The sequence below is a fragment of the Fibrobacter sp. UWH6 genome (assembly GCF_900142465.1).
Taxonomy (GTDB): Bacteria; Fibrobacterota; Fibrobacteria; order Fibrobacterales; family Fibrobacteraceae; genus Fibrobacter.
The window spans coordinates 173114-193839 of sequence record NZ_FRAX01000004.1; the positions used below are offsets into that span (position 1 = coordinate 173114).

Annotated in this window: 17 protein-coding genes and 3 pseudogenes; 13 read left to right on the forward strand and 7 right to left on the reverse strand. The window is 42.5% G+C overall.

Features of this window, described 5'->3' with window-relative positions; genetic code table 11:
• The 6 genes and pseudogenes from BUB73_RS05525 to BUB73_RS17945 form a co-directional block, all read left to right on the forward strand.
• A complete protein-coding gene (locus BUB73_RS05525; protein WP_073284225.1) occupies window positions 1-1335 on the forward strand; it encodes an ATP-binding protein in 1335 nt (444 codons plus the stop codon).
• Window positions 1332-3557, forward strand: a complete 2226-nt coding sequence (locus BUB73_RS05530; RefSeq protein WP_073284227.1) for a hypothetical protein — start codon at window positions 1332-1334, stop codon at window positions 3555-3557. Before BUB73_RS05525 ends, BUB73_RS05530 begins: the two co-directional genes overlap by 4 nt.
• Window positions 3554-3763, forward strand: coding sequence for a hypothetical protein (locus tag BUB73_RS05535; RefSeq protein ID WP_073284230.1), 210 nt, complete (start codon window positions 3554-3556; stop codon window positions 3761-3763). Before BUB73_RS05530 ends, BUB73_RS05535 begins: the two co-directional genes overlap by 4 nt.
• Before the next feature lie 82 nt (window positions 3764-3845).
• Window positions 3846-4568 (forward strand): hypothetical protein, encoded by a 723-nt coding sequence (locus tag BUB73_RS05540; RefSeq protein WP_073284233.1) that lies wholly within the window; start codon window positions 3846-3848, stop codon window positions 4566-4568.
• An 89-nt stretch (window positions 4569-4657) separates the two neighbouring features.
• Window positions 4658-5134, forward strand: a pseudogene (locus tag BUB73_RS17940) (DUF4157 domain-containing protein); the annotation flags it as partial.
• Window positions 5135-6275: 1141 nt separating this feature from the next.
• Window positions 6276-6575 (forward strand): annotated as a pseudogene (locus tag BUB73_RS17945) (DUF4157 domain-containing protein); the annotation flags it as partial.
• A gap of 932 nt (window positions 6576-7507) precedes the next feature.
• On the opposite strand, the gene BUB73_RS17655 reads toward BUB73_RS17945, so the two are convergent.
• Both BUB73_RS17655 and BUB73_RS17660 read right to left on the reverse strand, forming a co-directional pair.
• Window positions 7508-7789 (reverse strand): DUF1016 N-terminal domain-containing protein, encoded by a 282-nt coding sequence (locus BUB73_RS17655; protein WP_346348698.1) that lies wholly within the window; start codon window positions 7787-7789, stop codon window positions 7508-7510.
• A complete protein-coding gene (locus BUB73_RS17660) occupies window positions 7725-8021 on the reverse strand; it encodes a DUF1016 N-terminal domain-containing protein (protein ID WP_249505548.1) in 297 nt (98 codons plus the stop codon). The genes BUB73_RS17655 and BUB73_RS17660 overlap by 65 nt, the downstream gene beginning before the upstream one ends.
• 204 nt (window positions 8022-8225) lie before the next feature.
• Between BUB73_RS17660 and istA the strand changes: the two genes are divergently transcribed.
• Entirely contained in the window at window positions 8226-9755 is a 1530-nt protein-coding gene (gene istA / locus BUB73_RS05560; RefSeq protein WP_073284239.1) for an IS21 family transposase, read from the forward strand.
• Entirely contained in the window at window positions 9752-10528 is a 777-nt protein-coding gene (locus BUB73_RS05565; RefSeq protein WP_073284241.1) for an ATP-binding protein, read from the forward strand. Before istA ends, BUB73_RS05565 begins: the two co-directional genes overlap by 4 nt.
• 547 nt (window positions 10529-11075) lie before the next feature.
• On the opposite strand, the gene BUB73_RS05570 is transcribed toward BUB73_RS05565, so the two are convergent.
• The 5 genes and pseudogenes from BUB73_RS05570 to BUB73_RS05585 all read right to left on the reverse strand — a co-directional run bounded on the left by BUB73_RS05570 (window position 11076) and on the right by BUB73_RS05585 (window position 15745).
• On the reverse strand, window positions 11076-11420 hold the full coding sequence (locus BUB73_RS05570; protein ID WP_249269265.1) for a hypothetical protein: 345 nt from the start codon (window positions 11418-11420) through the stop codon (window positions 11076-11078).
• A 131-nt stretch (window positions 11421-11551) separates the two neighbouring features.
• Window positions 11552-12667, reverse strand: coding sequence for a hypothetical protein (locus BUB73_RS05575; protein ID WP_073284244.1), 1116 nt, complete (start codon window positions 12665-12667; stop codon window positions 11552-11554).
• Window positions 12668-12749: 82 nt separating this feature from the next.
• Window positions 12750-13916: a tetratricopeptide repeat protein gene (locus tag BUB73_RS05580; RefSeq protein WP_254794908.1), complete on the reverse strand. Its 1167-nt coding sequence runs from the start codon at window positions 13914-13916 to the stop codon at window positions 12750-12752.
• 18 nt (window positions 13917-13934) lie between these two features.
• A pseudogene (locus BUB73_RS17950) lies at window positions 13935-14108 on the reverse strand (response regulator transcription factor); the annotation flags it as partial.
• A 239-nt stretch (window positions 14109-14347) separates the two neighbouring features.
• A complete protein-coding gene (locus tag BUB73_RS05585; protein ID WP_139259123.1) occupies window positions 14348-15745 on the reverse strand; it encodes a hypothetical protein in 1398 nt (465 codons plus the stop codon).
• Window positions 15746-16231: 486 nt separating this feature from the next.
• Here BUB73_RS05585 and BUB73_RS05590 point away from each other — a divergent pair, with 486 nt between their 5' ends.
• The 5 genes from BUB73_RS05590 (at window position 16232) to BUB73_RS05610 (ending at window position 20673) form a co-directional block, all read left to right on the forward strand.
• The gene (locus tag BUB73_RS05590; RefSeq protein WP_073235395.1) at window positions 16232-17332 is read left to right on the forward strand and encodes a DUF2278 family protein; all 1101 of its coding nucleotides are present in this window, start codon (window positions 16232-16234) and stop codon (window positions 17330-17332) included.
• 291 nt (window positions 17333-17623) lie between these two features.
• Window positions 17624-18664, forward strand: a complete 1041-nt coding sequence (locus tag BUB73_RS05595) for a DUF4332 domain-containing protein (protein ID WP_073284250.1) — start codon at window positions 17624-17626, stop codon at window positions 18662-18664.
• 12 nt (window positions 18665-18676) lie between these two features.
• Window positions 18677-19234: a hypothetical protein gene (locus BUB73_RS05600; RefSeq protein ID WP_073284253.1), complete on the forward strand. Its 558-nt coding sequence runs from the start codon at window positions 18677-18679 to the stop codon at window positions 19232-19234.
• Between the two features lie 153 nt (window positions 19235-19387).
• A complete protein-coding gene (locus BUB73_RS05605) occupies window positions 19388-19981 on the forward strand; it encodes a hypothetical protein (protein ID WP_073284255.1) in 594 nt (197 codons plus the stop codon).
• A 29-nt stretch (window positions 19982-20010) separates the two neighbouring features.
• The gene (locus tag BUB73_RS05610) at window positions 20011-20673 is read left to right on the forward strand and encodes a hypothetical protein (RefSeq protein ID WP_088658489.1); all 663 of its coding nucleotides are present in this window, start codon (window positions 20011-20013) and stop codon (window positions 20671-20673) included.
• Window positions 20674-20726 lie beyond the last annotated feature (53 nt).

The window sequence follows — 20726 nt, forward strand, 5'->3', positions numbered from 1 at the left end:
ATGAGTGCCGTTCTAGATAAGGAAATTTGTTGGTGTCGCCAGATTATTGATGCTCGCTTTGAACAGTATTTTTCTGCTGCTGCTGATGAACGTAAAATGATTCAGGTGCAGGCTATATTGCCTCCAGAACTGGATGATGATTCTCCTTATGCTCAGCTGGTGTTGCAGAATGAACTGAATTTTGAAGAAAGGTTCATTCTTGTGCTTTCATTACTTCCGCATTTTTGCCCCCAGGCTTTAGACTCATTTTTCTTGAACAATAAAGTATTGGGGCGTCCCTATACTGAATTTGGTGGTTGGCATAGCAAGAGCCATTCAGGTTTTTTGCCCACTTGTGAAACGGCTTTGTTTCTTTTGGCTGGAGATAATCTGGAACGAAGAATCCAATTGATGCGTTTTTTCGAAACTGATCATAAATTGACTGCGAACCGTATACTTCAATTGGAATATGGTGAACCGGGAGAACCCAAGAATTCGGCTGCATTGCGTATATCTTCGGAATATTTGGAATTTTTAACGACGGGGGTGCAAAATAAACCTGATTACAGTATCCATTTCCCCGCGAAACTGATTACATCCCGTTTACAATGGGAAGACCTTGTTCTTGGAGACGTAACCCGTTGTGAAATAGACCAACTGATTACCTGGATTAACCATTCCGACGAAATTTTGGATGGTTTTGGCTTGCGAAAAAATCTTAAGCGTGGTTATCGAGTTTTGTTCTATGGTCCTCCGGGAACTGGAAAAACCTTGACGGCGACATTGATTGGCAAGAAGGTCGGCATGGATGTTTATCGGGTTGACTTGTCGCAGGTGGTTTCTAAGTACATCGGCGAAACGGAGAAAAATCTGTCTAACATTTTTGATCAAGCAGAAAGCCGTAAATGGATTTTATTCTTTGATGAAGCTGACTCCTTATTTGGAACTCGAACCCAGGCTAGCAATTCCAATGACCGTGCTGCTAACCAGGAAATTTCATACCTGCTGCAACGTGTAGAGGATTTTCCGGGTATTGTAATTTTGGCTAGCAACTTGAAATCAAATATAGATGAGGCGTTTTCTCGAAGATTCCAAAGTTCCGTGTATTTCCCCATGCCGGAACCTGCTGAACGTCTAATCTTATGGAATAATATTTTTGAAAAGACTCAAGTTGAAAATAGGGAAGAAATCTTTAAGGAATTTGCTGAAAAATATGAACTGGCCGGCGGTGCCCTGACCAATGTAGCCCGCTATGCCGCTCTTTCGGCTCTAATGGATAATCGAAAAATCATAAATAAGTGTGACATTCAAGAAGGCCTTTCTAAGGAATTACAGAAAGAAGGAAAAGCTTTATGAGAAATTGGTTTATATATGTTTTGCTATTTGTGGGCACTGTAATAGCCTCTACAAACGAAATGGAATATTTCGTCGTTCCCGATTCTCTGGTAATGGAATACGATAAGCTTCCTAATGCCAACGATACCTTAGAGGCCTTTGATTCCTTGGATCGTCAGCAGGGAATCTATTACATGGATCGATTTGAACTGGATAAAGCTTTGCGAACTTCCTTGGCGAAGTTCCCTCGGTTTCATCCAATTCTCAATAATTTTGCCTTGGGAAACAAGAGTCTCAAACATCGTAAAACCGTTGGCCTTACCCCTGATGATTCCATAGTGGATTTTGTGTGGCTTGATGGAAAGAATATTAATACCATAAAGAATTTCATTCGTAAGCATGTTGCAACAGATTCTTACTCCAAAGCGGTTTCTCGTTTTTTGCATGACTTGCAGGGAATTGTTTTTGCAGATTCCGTAATGATGCGGAGGTATGCCTTGAGCCTCTTGGCAGCTTCTTTAGGGGTATGCTATGAAGGGAATGGCCCTTACGATAAAATTTCAAGTGTGTCTTGGGAGGAGAATGAAGTCGAGGATTTATTTAGATTAAAATACAAGAGCAAATTTAGGGAATCTATTCAATCGATGTGCTTTGGTTCCGTTGAACCGAGCATGGACGTTTTTAAGAAGTTCCGTGAAAATATGAATAAGGATACTGTAGGAATCTATAAAGATTGCTTTAGGTATCGCACATTAAAACGTCGTTTTATTTCTAATCGTTGTTCCGATGACCGCTGGAATTTTTCGTTTGACTTGGTTGATTCGCTGTATGTTAGTCTTCTTCAGAAAACCGTAGAGGCCAATTATCAGAAAATCAATTCCTTTAATGATGAAATCCCGGTAGTTTGGAAAACAGATGGATGTGGCTGCAGTCAGTACAAGGATTTAAATGGAAATGTATATGCGGTTTATCCTTATTGGCTTGCAAAGGAAGGGGGAGATACGCTCGATTTTTCGGGGATTACTCGCATTGCCTACTATGGAATATCGGCTTCCGATAAAGGCGTTTTGCAGATGCCTTCTGGCACGAAATCTCTAAGTTTCTTTAATAAGGATGGCTATAGTGATTTTGTAAATGAGGCTCACAAGCATAATGTAAAGGTGGACTGGATTATTAAAAAGAGCCAGTGGGGAGAACTTTCACATGATGCGGACAAAATGCAGGATTTCTTTAGAAACTTGGTCAAACAGGTGGATTCCTTGGTAAATACCAGAGTCAATTCCCTGTTCCAGCAGTTTGTGAGTTGTCTTGCTATTGATGGTCGTGATGGCGGTTTTCGCGGAGATGGAGTTTCCCTTTGGTTCCAGAATTATCCCACGGATTCTGTAAATACAAGAATTTTCAAGGATTACTTTGACTCCCTGCAGAACAAATTGAATCGCGAAAATCCCTATGCCATGGTCAACTTGATGATGAATCTGCTTGATTTGGGTGAAGAGAAGAATGTGTCTGTAGACTCCAACTATGTGCCCCCTCAAAAGGGAATCTATAGCTATGAGTTTTTTGGAAAACTGATGAAATCTAATTTCAATGGAACTCAAAAAAATTATTTGATTGTACTCAGCGATGAACCAGTGTCTCGCAGTAAACTGGTGATTTACCGTGACCTGAATCAGCAACTGAAAAATGATATGCGGCGAGAAGTGCTTCACGCTGTAGTTCCAATGTTATGGCTAGATTATCAGCAGTGGGAACAATTGACTGACGATGCTTCGTTCTATAATGATGCCTATTATTCCCTGGGAATCGCTCCCTTTGGACTTTTGAATGATTCTGCCCATATGGAAAGCCGATTGAGCGACATTTTGCTAGAAAATTTTGAAAAAGAGGATGGTGCTCACAAACGTCAGAGTGGTTTTGCTGCATTTTTCTGTACACATCGCTGGGCTTTCCGCTTACTGAATTCAATCGTGTATGGCCTAGTTTTCTTGCTGTTGATTAGTTACTTTGCCATCTGTAGGGTTAATGACTATTTTAGCCGACGTTTAGCCTTGTTGGTTGCTCTAGTGGCGATTCCTCCCCTTTTTACCTCGCTGATTCTCACCAATTTCGATCCTGTCATTATGGATTATGTAGGTAAAGTGGGGCAGTGGGGGAGTTTTGTAATCATCATTCTTACGGTAATCGCTATAACCTTGTTGCAGGTGTACCGTTCTGCTGATTTTCCTAGGAGGAAAAAATGAATCTAGCCTGCATTTTTGCATCAGTAGTTGCGCAGGACTTTATTGATGAGCATACTAAGGATTTTGCCATGAGCCAGTTGCATGAAATGACAAAAACGTCTCAAGGACTTGTAGACTTGAAAGAAGCATGTAATATATTTGCAGGAACAGGAAATGTGAAGGCTTTAGATTATTTAAAAGACTTGATAAAGAATTCTGCGGTGTAGATTTTTGGGAAAATGAATTGTTAAAACGATGTTTTCTCAAAAGACCGTAAAAAATGTTGAAAAAAATTAACTAGGATAAAAAATGAAATCAAAATTTTATGACTTCGTATCAATTAAATGGAATCGGTTTAATTACTTTATAAATTTTTTGATTACTTTATGTGGTGCCGTTACGGCTGTATTTTCGTGCTATGCCGCCATTAATTCGAATGAAATATCAAAAAGGTCTTTTGCAAATGAAGAACGTAGTGCTCAACCTATAATAACATCGTTCATAAAGAATGATACCTTGAATGTCAAGATCGAAAAAGAATACCGAGGTCTAAACTTTGTAGAAGTAAAACCTATGCTGACTTTTTTTGAGGGATTTGTGCATGACCAGTCCTTGACTTCAATGAAATCAGCAACTTTTTTGTTTCAAGGATCAAAAAAGTATGCAACATGCCTTTCTGATGATGAAAATGGTTTTATAAAGTGTCATGAATCCGAATTGAATAAATTCTTTAAAAAAGTAAATGACAAAATTCAGGGTATGGGACTGGATTCTGGTAAAATGTCGTTCAGAAATCTTCGAGTTGCTTATCTGCTTAATGTTTCTTACATTGATATTTTTAACAATAAGCAAAGGCAATTGTTTATCGTAAATAGTCGTGGACGCCAAAGAAGTATTTCAGACTCCCTTTACAAGGAACGATTTCTCAATACGGATCGCTTGACAATGGCTGATACTACAGAAGAGACGATTCAGAAATTTTTAAAGAAACTTGAACAGACAGAAAATATAATGATGCCTCATAAAGAATAGTAGGAGAGAAGTATACAATGCTCATATTCTATAAAAAATGAAACTGCATAGAGTGCTGCTAACAACGGAACTACTGCGATACGCGATAAATAAACGAAAAAGAGCTCCTTATGCAAAACACATACGCACAAAAGAACGATACTGTACAAATTGCTTCGGCGAACACCGCTGAATCCGTACGGGATAATTCTGCGCAAGCGCAAAGCCTGCAACGAAAAGCTGACTTGATGAATGCTTCTGTACAACGTGCTCCGGAACCCCGCCCGAACCTTACGGGAATGCCCGACAACCTCAAGAGCGGTATCGAGAGTCTTTCGGGTTTCTCTATGGACGATGTGCGCGTACATTACAATAGTTCTAAGCCCGCCACCGTTCAAGCGCTAGCCTACACCCAAGGCACCGACATCCATGTGGCCCCAGGCCAGGAACATACTTTACCTCACGAAGCCTGGCACGTTGCCCAGCAAATGGCCGGCCGCGTTTCGCCAACCACCAATATCAACGGCATGCCCGTGAACGATAATGCTGGGCTAGAGCACGAAGCCGATGTGATGGGCGAGAAGGCGGTGCAATGCAAGTGTGAAAAGAATATAGCGCAATTAAAACGGTTGGGAAATGGTGATCAACCAATTCAATGTGGTCGTGCAGGCGACATTGTCAATAACGGAGGACGCCGATTTACAGTTTTGAAAATAAATTTTGCGGGAAGTGGCTATGCCTCATGGGGAAAACAGAATAAAGGAGTGCAGGTATTTCAAATTTCTGGGCATGATATTCTTATTAACATAAAAGGAAATAACATATTGGAATATTCATTTCCAGGACCAATGTCTTTAAACGGCGCACTTGATGCTTCTCCAAGTATAGATGATTTGGTTAACGGGGCCGATGAAATTACAAATATGACAATTCATAATCGAGGTCCTATTCATTTGATAATAAAGGGACACAGTAGAGGCGCTGTTGCGGCTGGAGAACTTTATAGAAGATTTGTCAATAATCCAAATGTTATTAATTGTGAATTAACTATGCTGGATCCTGTACCTGGTCCAGATGGACGCAGGCTTCATGGTCATGGTGATACTAATTTAAATATGGACGCCAATAACACCCCAGTACCTCAAGGATTAGCAAATGTTGGAAAGGTTGTTTTTTATTCGTTAGGTATCGCTAATCAGGGATTGTTCTATAAGCTATTGTTTACACCGCAGCGTGTTCAAAATGCCTGTGTTTACATTCTGACTAATGATGGTCACTCATGTTATGTTGATTCTGCGGCGCAGATTCCTATTCAGAATAAAAAAGATCGTTTTGACTTCAATGGATTGGTGTTCACATATTCGCAGCTGAGTTATTTGCGAAACGGATATTATTTTGAGAATGGTTCTTATATTCTTAATGTAAGAGGTGTTCCAATTCGAATTCGTATTTTGCAACAAATTAATCGGCAACAGGCGATCAATATGGTGCAGAATACGAATGGTCTATCAAAAAGTAGACGTGATGAAATTACTTCAAGCTTTTAAGAGGAATAATTGGTGAAAAGTCGTGCAATGTACATACGTTTTTAAATCTTCTTTAATTCAAAAGGCCTCAGCGAACACCGCCGAATCAGTCGTTGATTCTTCGTCGCAATCTGCGACTTTGCAACGTCATGCCTCCCTCGCGAATGCCGCAGTGCAGCGTGCAGAAAATCCGCCGCGCCCGAACAACACGGGCCTCCCTGACGACTTGAAGAACGGCATCGAGTCCCTCTCCGGCTATTCGCTTGACAATGTGCGTGTGCATTACAACAGCCCAAAATCCGCGACCGTGCAGGCGCTCGCCTACACCCAAGGCACCGACATCCATGTGGCTCCCGGCCAGGAACACGCCCTCCCGCACGAAGCCTGGCACGTGACCCAGCAAATGGCCGGCCGCGTAACTCCCACCACAAACATCGGCGGCATGCCCGTGAACGACAACGCCGCGCTGGAACATGAAGCCGACGTGATGGGGGAGAAGGCGGTGACACAGAGGAAGGTGGATGGTGGGGGCTTGAGACAAAGCAATAGTGCTGAAAATACCTCGCAATTGATGGCGACTGTGCTACAATGTGGTAAACATAAAGGTCAAAGAAAACCGAAACCTGATTCGTCTTATGTGGAAATAGGAAACATCGGGAAAGGACAACAAATTTATTGTTATAAATCAAACGTGTTTGATTCTCCGAGTACCCCACTGTCTGAATTAAAAAAATATGAAAATTTATATCGTTGTATAGATAATTATCATTTCGGTGATAAAAATGGATCTTATACCTGGCGCTTAGATTCTCAAAATCAATTTAAAAGGGGCGATACTCCTTGGTTAAACTTGCAAATACAATTAAATGGGGTGCATGGTGAAAAATCTACTTATGCGGTCATTCATGTACCTCAAAATCATTCATACCACCTAAATTGGTTAAAAAGATGTTTAAAAAAAAGTGTGCATGATAAATGTATATATGTCATAGGTACTGAAAATTTGTTAGACGAGTATCTTGGAAAAAGTAAAAATGAGAGTATAAAATAAACTGCACTACACCCCGCTTCCTCCCCCCAAAAAAACGGTACATCATCTCCGTCATAACGCCTATGAACGCCTTGTCTTCGGACTGGACCATATAGGCGTTTTGAATATCCATGTATTCGCTCTCCCAGATGCTGAAGGATAACCCGGAGCTCAAAGCCGTGCGCTATTCCATGCTCCCGTACAAGGAACAAGGCCAGATGACGAACGTGGGAAGCTGAATTGATAACGGGAAAACCGCAGAATTCCGTTTATTTGAGAGATTGAACATGGCCAAGGAAATGGAATTTTTCAGTTTTAGACACACGATTCTCCATGGCGACTATCCTCAGGCGTTACGGCACGAATATTCCGCTCGCATATCAGAAAGACTCATTTTCCTTTCATCAAGCCAAAAAATTTCTTTCTGTTTTTCGATTTCTTTTTTCAAAACCTCCGGAGTTGGCATGTACGCCATGTACTTCGCTTGAAAAAGTTTTTGACTTCTTCTGGGAGGCCAGCATACGATAATAATATTGCGTAGAAATATTCCTATCCAAAGTTCGTGAACTCCAAGCCTGAGAAAACGCTTCTTGAGCATACCATTCTCGAGCAGATTCATCCTCAACACGCAGCAACGTTCTGTAGTGAGTCCAAGAAAGCAAACCCATCTGAGATTTTCCACTCACTGCGTGGAAAATCTTTGGAAAAAGCGTATAAAATTGAACAAAGCAATAAAGATTTGCCTTGCATTTCTTCCAGAGCAATCCTTCGACCAAGAAACCAATTACGTTGAAGCAAAGCAAGATTCACCTTAGCACTTGCAAATACCCTAGTATATTGGACAATTTGTGTTACATCTGCAAGAATGTCATCAGAGAGCACAGATAAACTGAGTTGTGTAGCTTTTTTGCTTGCCATAGAGCCGCCTTTTTTCAAAAAATCAATTTTGAAATGATTATTCCGGCGTACTTTGAGCCACCAGTCCGGTACTAGAGAGCCACTTTTCCGGAAAATACGGAGCCACCCTTCCGGAGGATGAGAGCCATCCACAAAATGTCATGAAAACTCTATAATGCGAATGTCCACGACAATGATGCCGCGGACTTTTTACATGGAGGTCTCATGACCAAATATCGCGAAATACTCCGACTGAAGCACCTTGGCTTCAGCGAGCGAAATATCGCAAGGAATGCGGGGGTATCCCGCAATACAGTGAAGCGCGTCGCCCAGGCAGCTTCGGCGAACAATATTGACTGGAAAACGGCCGAACAGATGGACGACGCGACGATAGAGAATCGTCTCTTCCCGAATCGGAAAACGTCGGAGCCAGCCCATACCATAGACTTCGAATATATCCGCAAGGAGCTGATGCGCAACGGGGTCACCAAGAAACTCCTGTGGACGGAATACTGCGAGAGCTGCAGGCTATGCAACCGGGAACCGCTGATGTATTCCCAGTTCTGTTACTACATCCAGCAGGAGGAACAAAAACGCAGGGCAACCATGCACATCCCTCGCCGTCCAGCAGAAATGGTGGAAGTGGACTGGGCGGGCGATCCGGCCCACATAATAGATCCCGACACAGGAGAACTCCTGAACGCCTACCTGTTCGTCGCCACGCTTCCTTACAGCCAGTACACCTACGTGGAGGCGTTCCTTGACGAAAAGACCAGAAACTGGATCAGGGCGCATGTGCACATGTACGAGTTCTTCGGAGGGGTGACGACGATGCTCGTTCCTGACAACTGCACTACGGCAGTGAATCACGCGCGAAGCGACTGGTACACGGCCGCTCTGAACCGGACCTATGGCGAGATGGCGGAACACTATGGCACGGCGGTAGTCCCGGCAAGGGTGAGGCACCCGAAGGACAAGGCCAGCGTAGAGGGGAACGTGGGCAAGATATCCTCATGGATAACAGCAGCCCTCCGTAACGAGGAGTTCTTCTCGCTTGCGGAACTCAATGCTGCCATAAGGAACCGTCTCGACCAGTTCAATGCGAGGCCCTTCCAGAAGAAGGAATGCAGCAGGCAGGAGATCTTCGAGAACGAGGAGCGTCCGCAGCTAAGGCCCCTGCCCGCCACACCCTTCGAGATTGCGGAATGGAAGACATCCACCGTCCAGTTCAACTACCACATCGTCCTGGATGGCATGTACTACTCCGTCCCCTATCAGTATATAAAAAAGCAGGTGGAGTCACGGTTGACCGACTCCACTGTGGAGGTGTATTACGAGCATGAACGGATCGCCAGCCACGCAAGGCTTCACGGAAGGCCGAGCCAATACTCCACGGTAAAATCCCATAGCCACCAGGGATACCTGGAATGGGACGGAGAACGGTTCCGCCGCTGGGCCACCGGGGTGGGTGAAAATACAGCCGCCGTGATAAACGCCCTGCTGTCGGGAAGCTCCGCTGAACAGCAGTCCTACAGGTCCTGCATGGGGGTACTGAAACTGGGCAAGCGTCACGGCAACGCCATGCTTGAGTGGGCCTGTGAGAGAACTCTACGATACACAAGCAGACCAAGCTACAAGAATATCCGGGATCTACTGCTGTGCGGAAGTGACAGGCCGCAGACGAAGCCTGACGGGGAAAAAGGGTCTCGTCGAGGAATCACCCGCGGAGCGAGAAACTACGGAGGAAGCAAGTGAACAACAGCAGTACAATCGACAAGCTGATAGAAATGCGCATGACCACCATGTCGGACATGTTCGTCAACCAGCAAAAGGACCCGAACATGGCGGGAATCCCCTTCGAGGAACGCTTCGGCATGCTGGTCGATGCCGAATACGCCAGCCGCAAGAGCCACGCCCTGGAGCGCCTGGTAAAGAGAGCCGAACAGGAACAGAATGACGCCAGCATAGCCGCGCTGGACTATCACTCCGGACGCAAGCTGAACAAGGCTCTCATCCAGAAACTGGCCAGCTGCGAGTACATCTCGCAATACAGGAACATCTTCATCACTGGAGCAACAGGCAGCGGGAAGACATATCTCGCATGTGCCTTCGGGATGGAGGCTTGCAAGCGGTTCTACTCCGTAAAGTTCACGAGGTTGCCCGACCTTCTGATAGACCTGTCGGCCGCGGAGGATCGGCGTACGCTTGAAAACGCCCTGCAGAAATACACCAAGCCCACGCTCCTGATCATCGATGAATGGCTTCTGTTCAAGTTGCGGGAAAATGAGGCGAGGTTGCTCCTGGAGGTAATCCACAAGAGACGCAGGAAGTCTTCGACCATATTCTGTTCGCAGTTCGAGGAGAAGGACTGGTATGACCAGATATGCGAAGGTGAAAGTACGCTTGCGGATGCTATAATGGACCGGATATCCTTCGACTCCTACAAGATAAACATCGAGTACGTCGACAAGTCCGTTGACAAATCCATGCGAGAAGTGTATGGGCTGAACCCTTCTGAAGCACAATAACCCTAAAACAGGTGGCTCCGTCAGACCGGACTAGTGGCTCTCACTTCTCCGGACTGGCGGCTCCGCCGCTCCGGAATAATCATCTTCGTCGTTAATTCGCAGTTCTTGACAACGAATGCCAATGGATGACATCGGTCGACTTTGCGGCATTGACAAAGGTAAACCTGATTGTAACAAGCGAAGTAAGTATCCTGTTTCAATTCTGGCTTTTTGAGACAACGGCGGAGATTTTGGTTGGGATATCAACCATGCCAAAGGTTTATGTTTTGGACTCATTAAATATATGTCATTTTTGACATAATATCGAGAGCTCTACGTTGATCATCTGGGGCCGGCCTCCCCATAGGGTTCCTGTCGCCAGGCAAATAAACTAAGGCGATGACGGTGGGTTCCTTTTGTGAAAATTGGACTAAAGTATCTGGTTGGAATGACTTTTTTTTTGTGTGTTTGTATATATGCCGTCTTACACTGTTTATACATTGACTGAATGTGAAAAACTCATCCGCTTTCGCGAATGAGTTTCTTTTTCTCCTTCTTTTTTATGGCTTTACTTTACGTCATCTAGTTTCAAGTCGTTGATGAGCGTTGTGCCGCTAATGGTGTAGTGGGCTATCATCGAGGCGTCACTTGTGTATCGGAACTGCTCGCCACCTTCCTTATCCTTGCCCAAGACGACATCTGCGTGCAGACGGACGTTGGCTCCTTCGGGGATGCCGGTTTCGGAGAGGTTGATTGTCCTTTCCCCGGCTGCGCAAATGTCGTGGTAGCCGGAGGGTTCGTACACTCCCGAACTGTTGTCGGATTCCGGGTCATTCCAGTTGATTCGCATTCTAACAACGAATGCACCAGAATTCTTCAGCGTGATTGCCTTGATGTGCTTGATTTTTGCCATTTTATTCTCCTTCTTAGGCGTGTTTTTAACTAGGAATGTGTAGAGATTCCCATGGGGTGTTTTTCGGAATAGGGGATGCTTGCGCGCCCCCTATATTTTTTGAGGTGTAGTTTCTTTATTGGGGTTTGGACCTAGATCTTGCTAAAATCGGTCAACTGTTCGTGGGGCAGGTTTTCATCTGCACGATTCAGGTGGACCTTGCCGATTTTTTTGACATTTTCAATGTTGAAGCATAGGTCGTTGGGGGTTACGAACATGGCCTGCATCTCTCGAGCGTTCTTGATCATGTCCTTAATCGAGGTGAAGGTAAATCCCAGCACTTCCATGAGCGTTTTCAGCAAGTTTTCGATGGCGCTGCTGAGTGCGTTTCCCTTTAGCATCATGACGCGGTTACTGCGGTCGCTTTCGACGATCTCTTTTGCGAGGTCTTCAAGATTGGCAACAGGTTCTTTTGGGGCCACAGCCTGGTGGAATGCCTCTGTCTTGAAATCGTATTCTGCGGCATGTTCTGCGTACAAATCCAGGAGTGTATTGGCCTTTCTGCGGTTTTGGTTGAGCAGCCCCTTCTTGGAGGTGCGGCAACTCAAATCGGCGTCCTTTGTCAGTTTCAGCTTAAATTTGCGATTCTTCTTTGAGGCATCCAAATAGCACTGGTAAACCAGGGACGAACAGACCATGGTGTAATTGTGTCGATATTTATCGTCTAACAGTTTTTTTAATTCAGCGGCAAGGCATCTGAGAAGTGCGATGATGATGGATTGCTTGATCCCTGCCTGGGAATGGTCCTTGTAAAGGAGGATTAGGGCCAGGAATACCAAGTCGGCGTAGGGGTAGGGGAGGTCCTGTTCCACGTATCCCTTGGCGGCTGCAAGAACGGGGGCCATTTCCTTATCGGAATAGAAACTGCTCTTGTTGCCAATTTTAGAAGTCTTGATCAGGCGACTGACATAAGCAACGCGATCTTCGGGATTACTGGTTACCTTATGACCCTGGATTCCGGTGGATCCTGCGTCAGTTAGGGCTTCAACGGGCCCATGCTGATAGAATAATGCTCCGTGAGAAACCCAGGAGTTGGTGAAACAGAGGATCAACTTGGTGATAAGGGATTCTTCTCCCTCGCCACTGAATGCCAAAATGTCGCCGGGGCGTAGGTCTTCCAGAGGAATTATCTTAGTGTAATAATCGTCGGGCTTCTTGCCGGTGATTTTTTTTAGGTAGGTGTCAATCTTTTTGCTGTTCTCTTCCATTTTTAGGTTTCCTTTGCTGATGTTTCAAAGATAACCCCTGGTAGTATGGTTCGTCCATCACTCAAATGGGTGATTTTTAGCATTAGTCTAGATTCCACAATAGGCTAATAAAGCATTCCTGCTGCTCTTCAGTAACGCCTTTCAGGAATTCCTTTACGTCGTTTTTCTTGAAATTAGGGTGGTATTCCCTGAGTTTTTGCACATGCTTGTGGCTTTCTTTCAAGTTGCCCTTCTTATTGTTGCAGGCGATCATGAAGAGGCGGGCGAATGGAGTCTCGGGGTGGATCATCAAGACCTGCTGAGAAATGAGTTCGCATTTCTCGTATTCGTCCTGTAGCAGGTAGATAAAGGATTTGGCGATAAGTTGGAATGGTTGCTGATTTACATCGGGAATGTAGAGACTGTTTTCGTCTAAAAGCTTCAGGGCTTCTTTTTGCTTGCCTACCAGCAGGAAGATTTGCGTCAGGTATCTTCGTGCCATGACGTCCTGAGGATTTGCTTCCAGGATTTGCTCGAAATAGGCTATGGCGTCGCTCTTGTTGCCTATTAGGATGTTGTAGAGGGCCATCATGAACTGCGAATAGGCGGAATAGGGTGTGTTCCGCATGGCCTCGCAGGCCAACGCCCCGATTTTGGACGTGTAAATTGTCGCGTCAACCCAGTTTTCGATGATGGCTGTGTAATAGACGTTGGCTAGAGTGTATGCGAGATAACCGTTTCCTTTCTGGGAGTCGAGAATGGATTGCAGACTTGATTCGCATTTCGAAAATTCGTCCCTGTTGCGATTTTCCATCATTACGTTTGCGAAGCTGGAAGCGTACCACCAATCGGATTTTAGATCCGAATTTTCGGCGTACTTGGACGCTGCCGAAATGGTCATGTTGCGGAAAATCTGTATGGCGATGCGGGCTGCGAAAAGTTTGATCTCGTCTTCTGACTTGATCTTTTGAAGATTGGACCAAAGCAAGGTTGAAGATTCATCTTGGTAAAGAGTGATGAATAGAGAGTCGCCGGAACCATGAGTAGCTGTAAGTTTAATCTGGTAATCCGTGCCGTTGTTAATTTCTTCAGGAGGAACGACCTGTATTTTGAAAATATGGTATTGGTGCAGCGCCTCGATCGTTGCGCAGACGACGCTGTAGGCTAGGGGAGTGCTTTCGAGAATGGAATTTTTTTCAAAGGCTACGACAATCTCTCTCTTGTTTGGCGATTGAGAAGATGGACGCTGGCTAAAGTTCTCTTCTGTCAAATCAATCGATGCGGCTTCAGTCCTGTTAGTTACATCAAGAATCTTGTAGATGTTCGCTAGATGGGTTTTTACCGTATTTTCTGAAATGTTCAGAGTACGGCAAATTTCCCCGTTTGTTAATCCCCTTCGCAGCAGATTTAAGACTTCAAGTTGCCGGGATGATAATTCCTCTTTTTTTGATTTTCCAAACATGAGGCAAAATTTAGCCAAAATGTATGTTTTTTTGTAGAAAGTAATAGAATTTATGCGTAAAATTTTTGTTTTGTTGTGAAAATAATTTTTTGCATATTTTAAATAAAATGTTTAACTAGTACGTTGTATGACAAATGTATAGCTAATGTATGACGATGCGAGTGTGCTCGTTGCAGTGAACCTTTAAAAAAGGAAAGCCAGACGAGACGCCTGGCTTTTTGTGTGCGATAAGAGTTTTCCTATTTCAGGATAATGCTCTTGCCGCTGGCGATACCGTTCTGCTTGACAGACATGATATAACGACCTGCCGGAACCTTTGCGGAATTCCAGTTGATGCTGTGGGAACCCGGCTGGAGGTTTTCGGTGGTGATGCTGGCGTAAGAATGGCCGTCAACACCGATAAGGTTGATTTCGACCTTGCCTTCGGAGAGCAGTTCTACATTCATGGCAGTACGGCTTATACCCTTGATTGCGACTCCAGAAGGTGCTGCAATGGGGACGTTGACCATGTTTTCGGCAACCACGGGCTTTGCTTCAGAAGCGGCTTCCTTAGTTGCAGAGGATCCTGTCATCCATGCGATTCGGTAGTCGGTATCTGCCGATCCTGAAATGATGTTCTTGATGCGGCTGATGTAATCATCGCTCAGGTTGAAGAAATTCCAGGAGTTGTTGTTACGGGTGTCTTCGTCATCAACATGCAGGGTGCTCTTGGATATATTAGATGATGCCGTGGGATTTGCGAAGATACCGTAAGTGCTTGCGAAAGGATAGCTTCTGCCGTTCTTGGTAGCTGCCGGTACGAAGCAATAATACATCTTGGCGTCTTTTTGGATTACGCTGGGTTCCATGAATCCGTATACTTTATTGCTGGGGGTGTTATCTTCGGTATCGTGATATCTAACGAATTCGTAGGATCCGCTAGGACATTCGTCATCAAGCTTCAAAACGATGTAATCGTATGTGGCCTGGTATAAGGACATGTTGCTGACACGAAGAGGGCAATAGTAGAATTCGGGATTCTTCTTGTCGTCAATTACAACGCCTTTCGGTTTTTTTGAACCGCTACTGATTTTTGTGGCGGGATTTGTGTCTTCGGCATCAATATGAATGTAATTCTTCTTGCCGTTAAAGCCGGGACAGACGTAATCCTTGTCTACCAGCAAACCGATTCTGTTGTTGAATGTGGGGTGCTTGCTGTTGGAAAGGTATCCTCCATTGCTGCTTTCAAGGACTATGTCGTAAGGATAGTTGTTTCGGGTATAGGGCTGGTAGCAGCGATTTGAAGATGACGGCTTGATGGAGAAGGGATTGCCGAAATCTTTTGTCTGCAAATCACCGATAGGATACCAACCGTAATTAATGACGACTCGGTATACGTTACCATTAACTTTTTCAATTTGAGCAGGGAAGTCAACGTTGAGTTTAAAATCCTTGGTTGGGTCGGAACCATCGTTGCTTGAGAAATAAGCGTAAAGCTTTAAAGTCCAATTGGTTGTTGGAAGGTAGTTGTAGATTTGAAATCTAGGTGCGTATTCGCATTGTGCACCCTGCGAACCGTAGAAATCTACGCGGAGATTGTTGGAGGCGAAACTCATTGTTGCCGCCAGAAGTGCTGAAGCCAGTATTTTTTTATTCATTGGGGATATACTCCAAAGACCATTTCTTTGGTTAAGAAACGGTACGTTAAATAATCGTACTGTAATGAGGTACGAGAAGGTCTTTCGTTAGTTTATGAATAGAATCTTCCTAACCGATTTTTTCGTCTAACGAATCTTCTTGCGAAAATATAAGATTTTGTATAAAAATACGGACTTTGTTTTGAAAAAAATATTTTTATGGATTGTTTTGTTTATCGTGTATTTTGTATTTTCAAAAATTTTTTTTAAGTGCGATGAAATTGTTAGTAAGAGAATAATGTATAGATAAATGATTTGTTTGAACGACTGCTGTATTGATTTTTGCCAACTATGTAATACATTGTGTAGCAAAATGTTTTGTCTGCAGAAAGTTGTAAAAAATGATGGAAAATTTTTTTAGATGAAAACACATAGACAAAATAATGTGATTTTTCTAACATGAAATCGCTTTAAAAGTTTTAGAGCGTTAATCCGAAAGGGAATTGCATGAAGATATCATTGTGGAAAAAGGTTGCGTTGCTTGGCTTAATTGCTTTGGCTGCATCTGTATTTGCTCAGCAGAGTAAATATGGTTATGTTGTGGGAACTTTTGTTTCTGGCTCAAATGAAGTGGAACGCATTGGGCAAGAAGGTAAGTTTCTTCATTATCGTTTTAAAATAAAGACAAGTAACAATACGGTGTATGAATGCGTTATTGACGTCAAAAATGGGCATAAGTATGAATTCCCGTATAGAATTGTCGACATGCGTGATTATAACGCTAGCTATTATGGTAATATATGGTCTGCAACAAATGCGTATCACCCGATTACAATGATTTCGGGTGTGGGCGGCACCGCTTCAGAAGGAGCTTTGGACTACATTCGTCATAAAGGAATTCTTCTTGATATCGCTGGTAGAAGATGGCAGCATGCTATTGCTTATCGGACAAGTGATCCTATGCAGTATAAGCTGCCGATGTTTGATGATCTCTTTAAAAATGTCAAGAGAATTTACGTGTTTGGTGCCCCTTATTCAAAGGGATACGGAATGCATCTGATCCACCAGAATCAGGGGGACCAGAATCCTGCTCATATATCGGGAAACGGTATTTTTCAGGATGGAGCTGTCATATTTGAGTATTCTGCGATAGGTGCCAAGAAGCCTGTGCGAAAAATGTTGATGGTTAAATTTGATGACCAGCCGAATGAGCCGGGCCAATCTGATTTTTCTTATACAACCGATCCGGATGGAAGCGGCCCTCTGCATATTGGACAGGCTGCCCCCTATTATGAAGAAGAATTTTATTTTAGTGGTAGGCCTGGCCTTTCTGAAGCTACTGTGTCAAAAATACACGGACCGTTTAATGCTGAACAAATCGAAGTTTATGCCGATAATAATGAAGACGATTGTATGTCTTATAGCGATGTGGATTTGTTCCTTGGCAATACTCCTACATTGACGAAAGATTCTGGCTCTTTAACCTTTTCTCGACAAAATGGTTGCATTAATGAATTCGTTCGTTACTATGGCAATGATCATTACTACTATTACATAAACGCCTGGGATCCGGATTCAAGACCGAGAATCCGTCTGCGCTATAGGTAAACAATTCAAATAAAAAATGAGAATCCATTCGCTATGCGGATGGATTTTTTTTGTTTTGTTGGTAAAATTCTTTGAGATTTTTTTGGTATATTTTTTTTTACAGGCGTGGTGCTATACAATGTATAGCTGCTGTATTAATTGCTTTGTACTGATTTTTATTGCGATTAAATTAAAAATTTAAATGATACTTTTTTCTTATTATCTTGTCGGTTGTCATTTGTGTAACAATTAGAAATACTTTGGTGTGAGTCTTTTTACTCGACAAAATGCCATACTTTTCAAGGGATAAACATGTCCAGTAGCTTAATTAGTATTGCCGGAATTGACAATAAAATGGTTGATATTTTATCGTCAAAGGCTGGAATCAAGACTTTAAAACAATTTTATGATGCGACTCGGTCGGCTAAAGATCGAAAAATCTTGTCCGAAAAAACGGGTATCGCGTTGGCCAATATTAGCCATTGGGCCACGCAGGCGGAATTACTTCGTGTTGATGAAATGTCTTACAATGAAGCGTATGATTTGATTGATGGCGGAATTTATTCCGTTGAACAATTGAAAAATACCGATGCAAAGGAAATATTGCAGAAGATAAAAAAAATAAATACCTTTTCTAATATTACAGAAAGTAAAATTTTGCAATTGCAAAAATCAACTGTGCAATCTGCGAAAGCCTTTGATTCCTGCTCAATTCAAAAGGAGTTGGTTGTGTCCAGTGGCGATACTCCTAGCATTTACTCTGATCTATCGAGTGTTATTACGGAATTGGGTAAGGGCGTTGCGCAAGCGCAACGAGCTTTGGATGAAAATTCTATGGCTATACAGAATGAAATTTTGCAGAATGATAGACTGTATAGTGCAGGAATGCAGGCCACATGGTATGTGATGCCTGAAGTTGAATTTACAATGAAAATAGATTACGCAGTTTCTAAAGAACGGAGTATGACAGGACAGGTTCTTAGCTCTGAAATTAGTATTGCTCCAAGTAATGCGACTTTCTCTAACTTGTTTAAATCTTCGAAAAAAGAGGAGAGTACTATCAAGTTGAGAATAGTTCCGATTCCTCCAAGTGATAAGTTTGTTGTAAGAAGATATATGCCGGATTTAAGTCTCCTACCTACTATTGGGGAAATAAGAAATGCTTTGGATGAAATAAATGTTTCTGTTTATGAAATTGATCCGGAAGAAGCGAAGAATTGGAGTGATGGTGTACATGTGAATGTAATTCATCAAGAACCTGCCAAGAATACGATTTTAAATATGGGCGTCGTCCCGAAAATAACGTTGAAAAAAATAGAATCCAAAAATGAATTGGATGGTAAGAATAAATAAAGCGGAGAAAGAATGGCTACACTTTCTGAACAATTATCTCGTCTGTATGTAAAATCGAGTTCATTGACCAAAAAGAGAATTCAAGAAGAGCTTAAAACGCTTGAAGAAAAAATAGTTGAGTATGAAGGAAAAATTCATGAACTTGATGTCGTAAAAAAAACATTGGAAGAAAAATCCGTGGAATTGGCTTCTGTAAAAGTTCGTTTGGAATCGGAACAAATAGAAGCACAAAAGCAAACAGATGCTTTCAATGAAGAGTATAAAAAGTATTTAAGCTCAAAAGAAGAACTAGAAAAATTACAAGCACAAATTAGAGCATCTTATTCAACGGAAGACATTTCATCTTTCTTGAACAAGATGATAAATGATTTTAATACAAGTTCTGCTTCTGATACTGATGTTGCCAAATATATCATCAACAACATGGATGTTGATTTGAAGGTGAGAATTTATGATGATAGTAAAAATAATGGTGAAAAATCATTCAAGTTTACTGCACCTAGCATTAGTGAGACGACTGAAGACAGCTTGAGTAGTATAAAAATCACAATTCAAGCGGTTCCAAAATAAAAATGATTTTTTTAGTAAGTACCGTCACGTCAATTGAATCTAGGAGGATTATCTATAGAAAAAAGTATTTAATGAATATGTTTTAAGCTGAAGTCCTGACTAGAATGTTTTTTTAGAGGGGGCTTCTTAACAAGAAAAAAAGGAATAATAGATATGTCAATCGGAAAAGATCTTTTAAACGTTCCGTTTGGTGACATGGTCATGCAGTTAGCTAATGCGATTGCGGAAGGTCAGTTCAAAATGGATATGGCCAGCTGTAAGATTGCCAAGTTAATGGGTGATGTTGAAACATGTGGAATTGAAATTCCTAATTTCGGTGATTCGTTAACTGGCTCTGAAACGGTTTCCTTGATTGGTGCTGGTTTTCAACCAACTTTTTATCAGTTTACTGATACAATTATTGAAGTTAAGATCTCAATTTCAACGACTATGTCTGTAGAAACGTCGGCGTCAGTAGGCTTTACCTGTTCATGTGCGTCTGTGAATGCTTCTTTTTCTGCAAAGTACTCTTATTCTGCAGAGGGATCTAGCTTGATTAGGACGAAGATTACTCCTGTTCCGCCAAATGCTTTTATGTCAAAATTGTTGGATTTGAAAGCCCAGTTGGAGCAGAAAAAGTTTGAAAAAACATTGCAGTTAATCGAACAGGAAATAGCAAAGGAAACCTCTTCAGAGGAAAATAAACCTGCATCGAATAATTCTGAAAATAATCAAAATGTACCGGCAGAAGAACCTGCTGAAACTTAACACTAAAATAAATAAAGAGGATTATAAATATGAGTATTGGTCAACAATTACTGGATGTACCCTTTAGTGATATGGTTGCTAATTTGGGCATGGCTATTGCTAACGCTCAAAAATCTCTTGATGAAAATTCAATTGAAATTCTAAAGATGATGGGGGAAGATGATACAGTGTCCCTTCCCATGGTTTCTGTTTCTTATGACAGTACAAAAGAAAAGGGTGGAAAGACTGGCATTGAAGTTACTGATAAGGAATTTAAAACTTCTATGATTGGTGCTGGTTTTCAGCCAACCTTTTACCAGTTTGCAGAAACTGTTATTGAGGTCAAAATTGCTATTAGTATGAATCAGGAAACAACTTCTGAATCTACTTCACATAATGAATCCAAAGAAACAAAAAAGTCTTGGCGTAAAAGTCGTGCTAATGTATCTACTGTAGATGCAACGTATTCTAGTAAATATAGCTATAGTGCTGAAGGCTCAAGTTTGTTGAGAACTCGTTTGGTTCCTGTACCTCCTAATACGATCATTGCTCAGGCAATTGATATGAGGAGCCAGGCTATGAATAAGATTTTCCAGATTGAATCTGATAGGGTTGCTATGGAAATTGAAACGGCCAATAATGCTTATGATACAAAACATACTTCTACCCCCTCACCTCAAATAGAAGTAGACAACAAAGAAACGGATCAGTAATTAAATCGAGTAATATCGTTTAATTATATGGATGTTTTGTTGTGACAATTTCT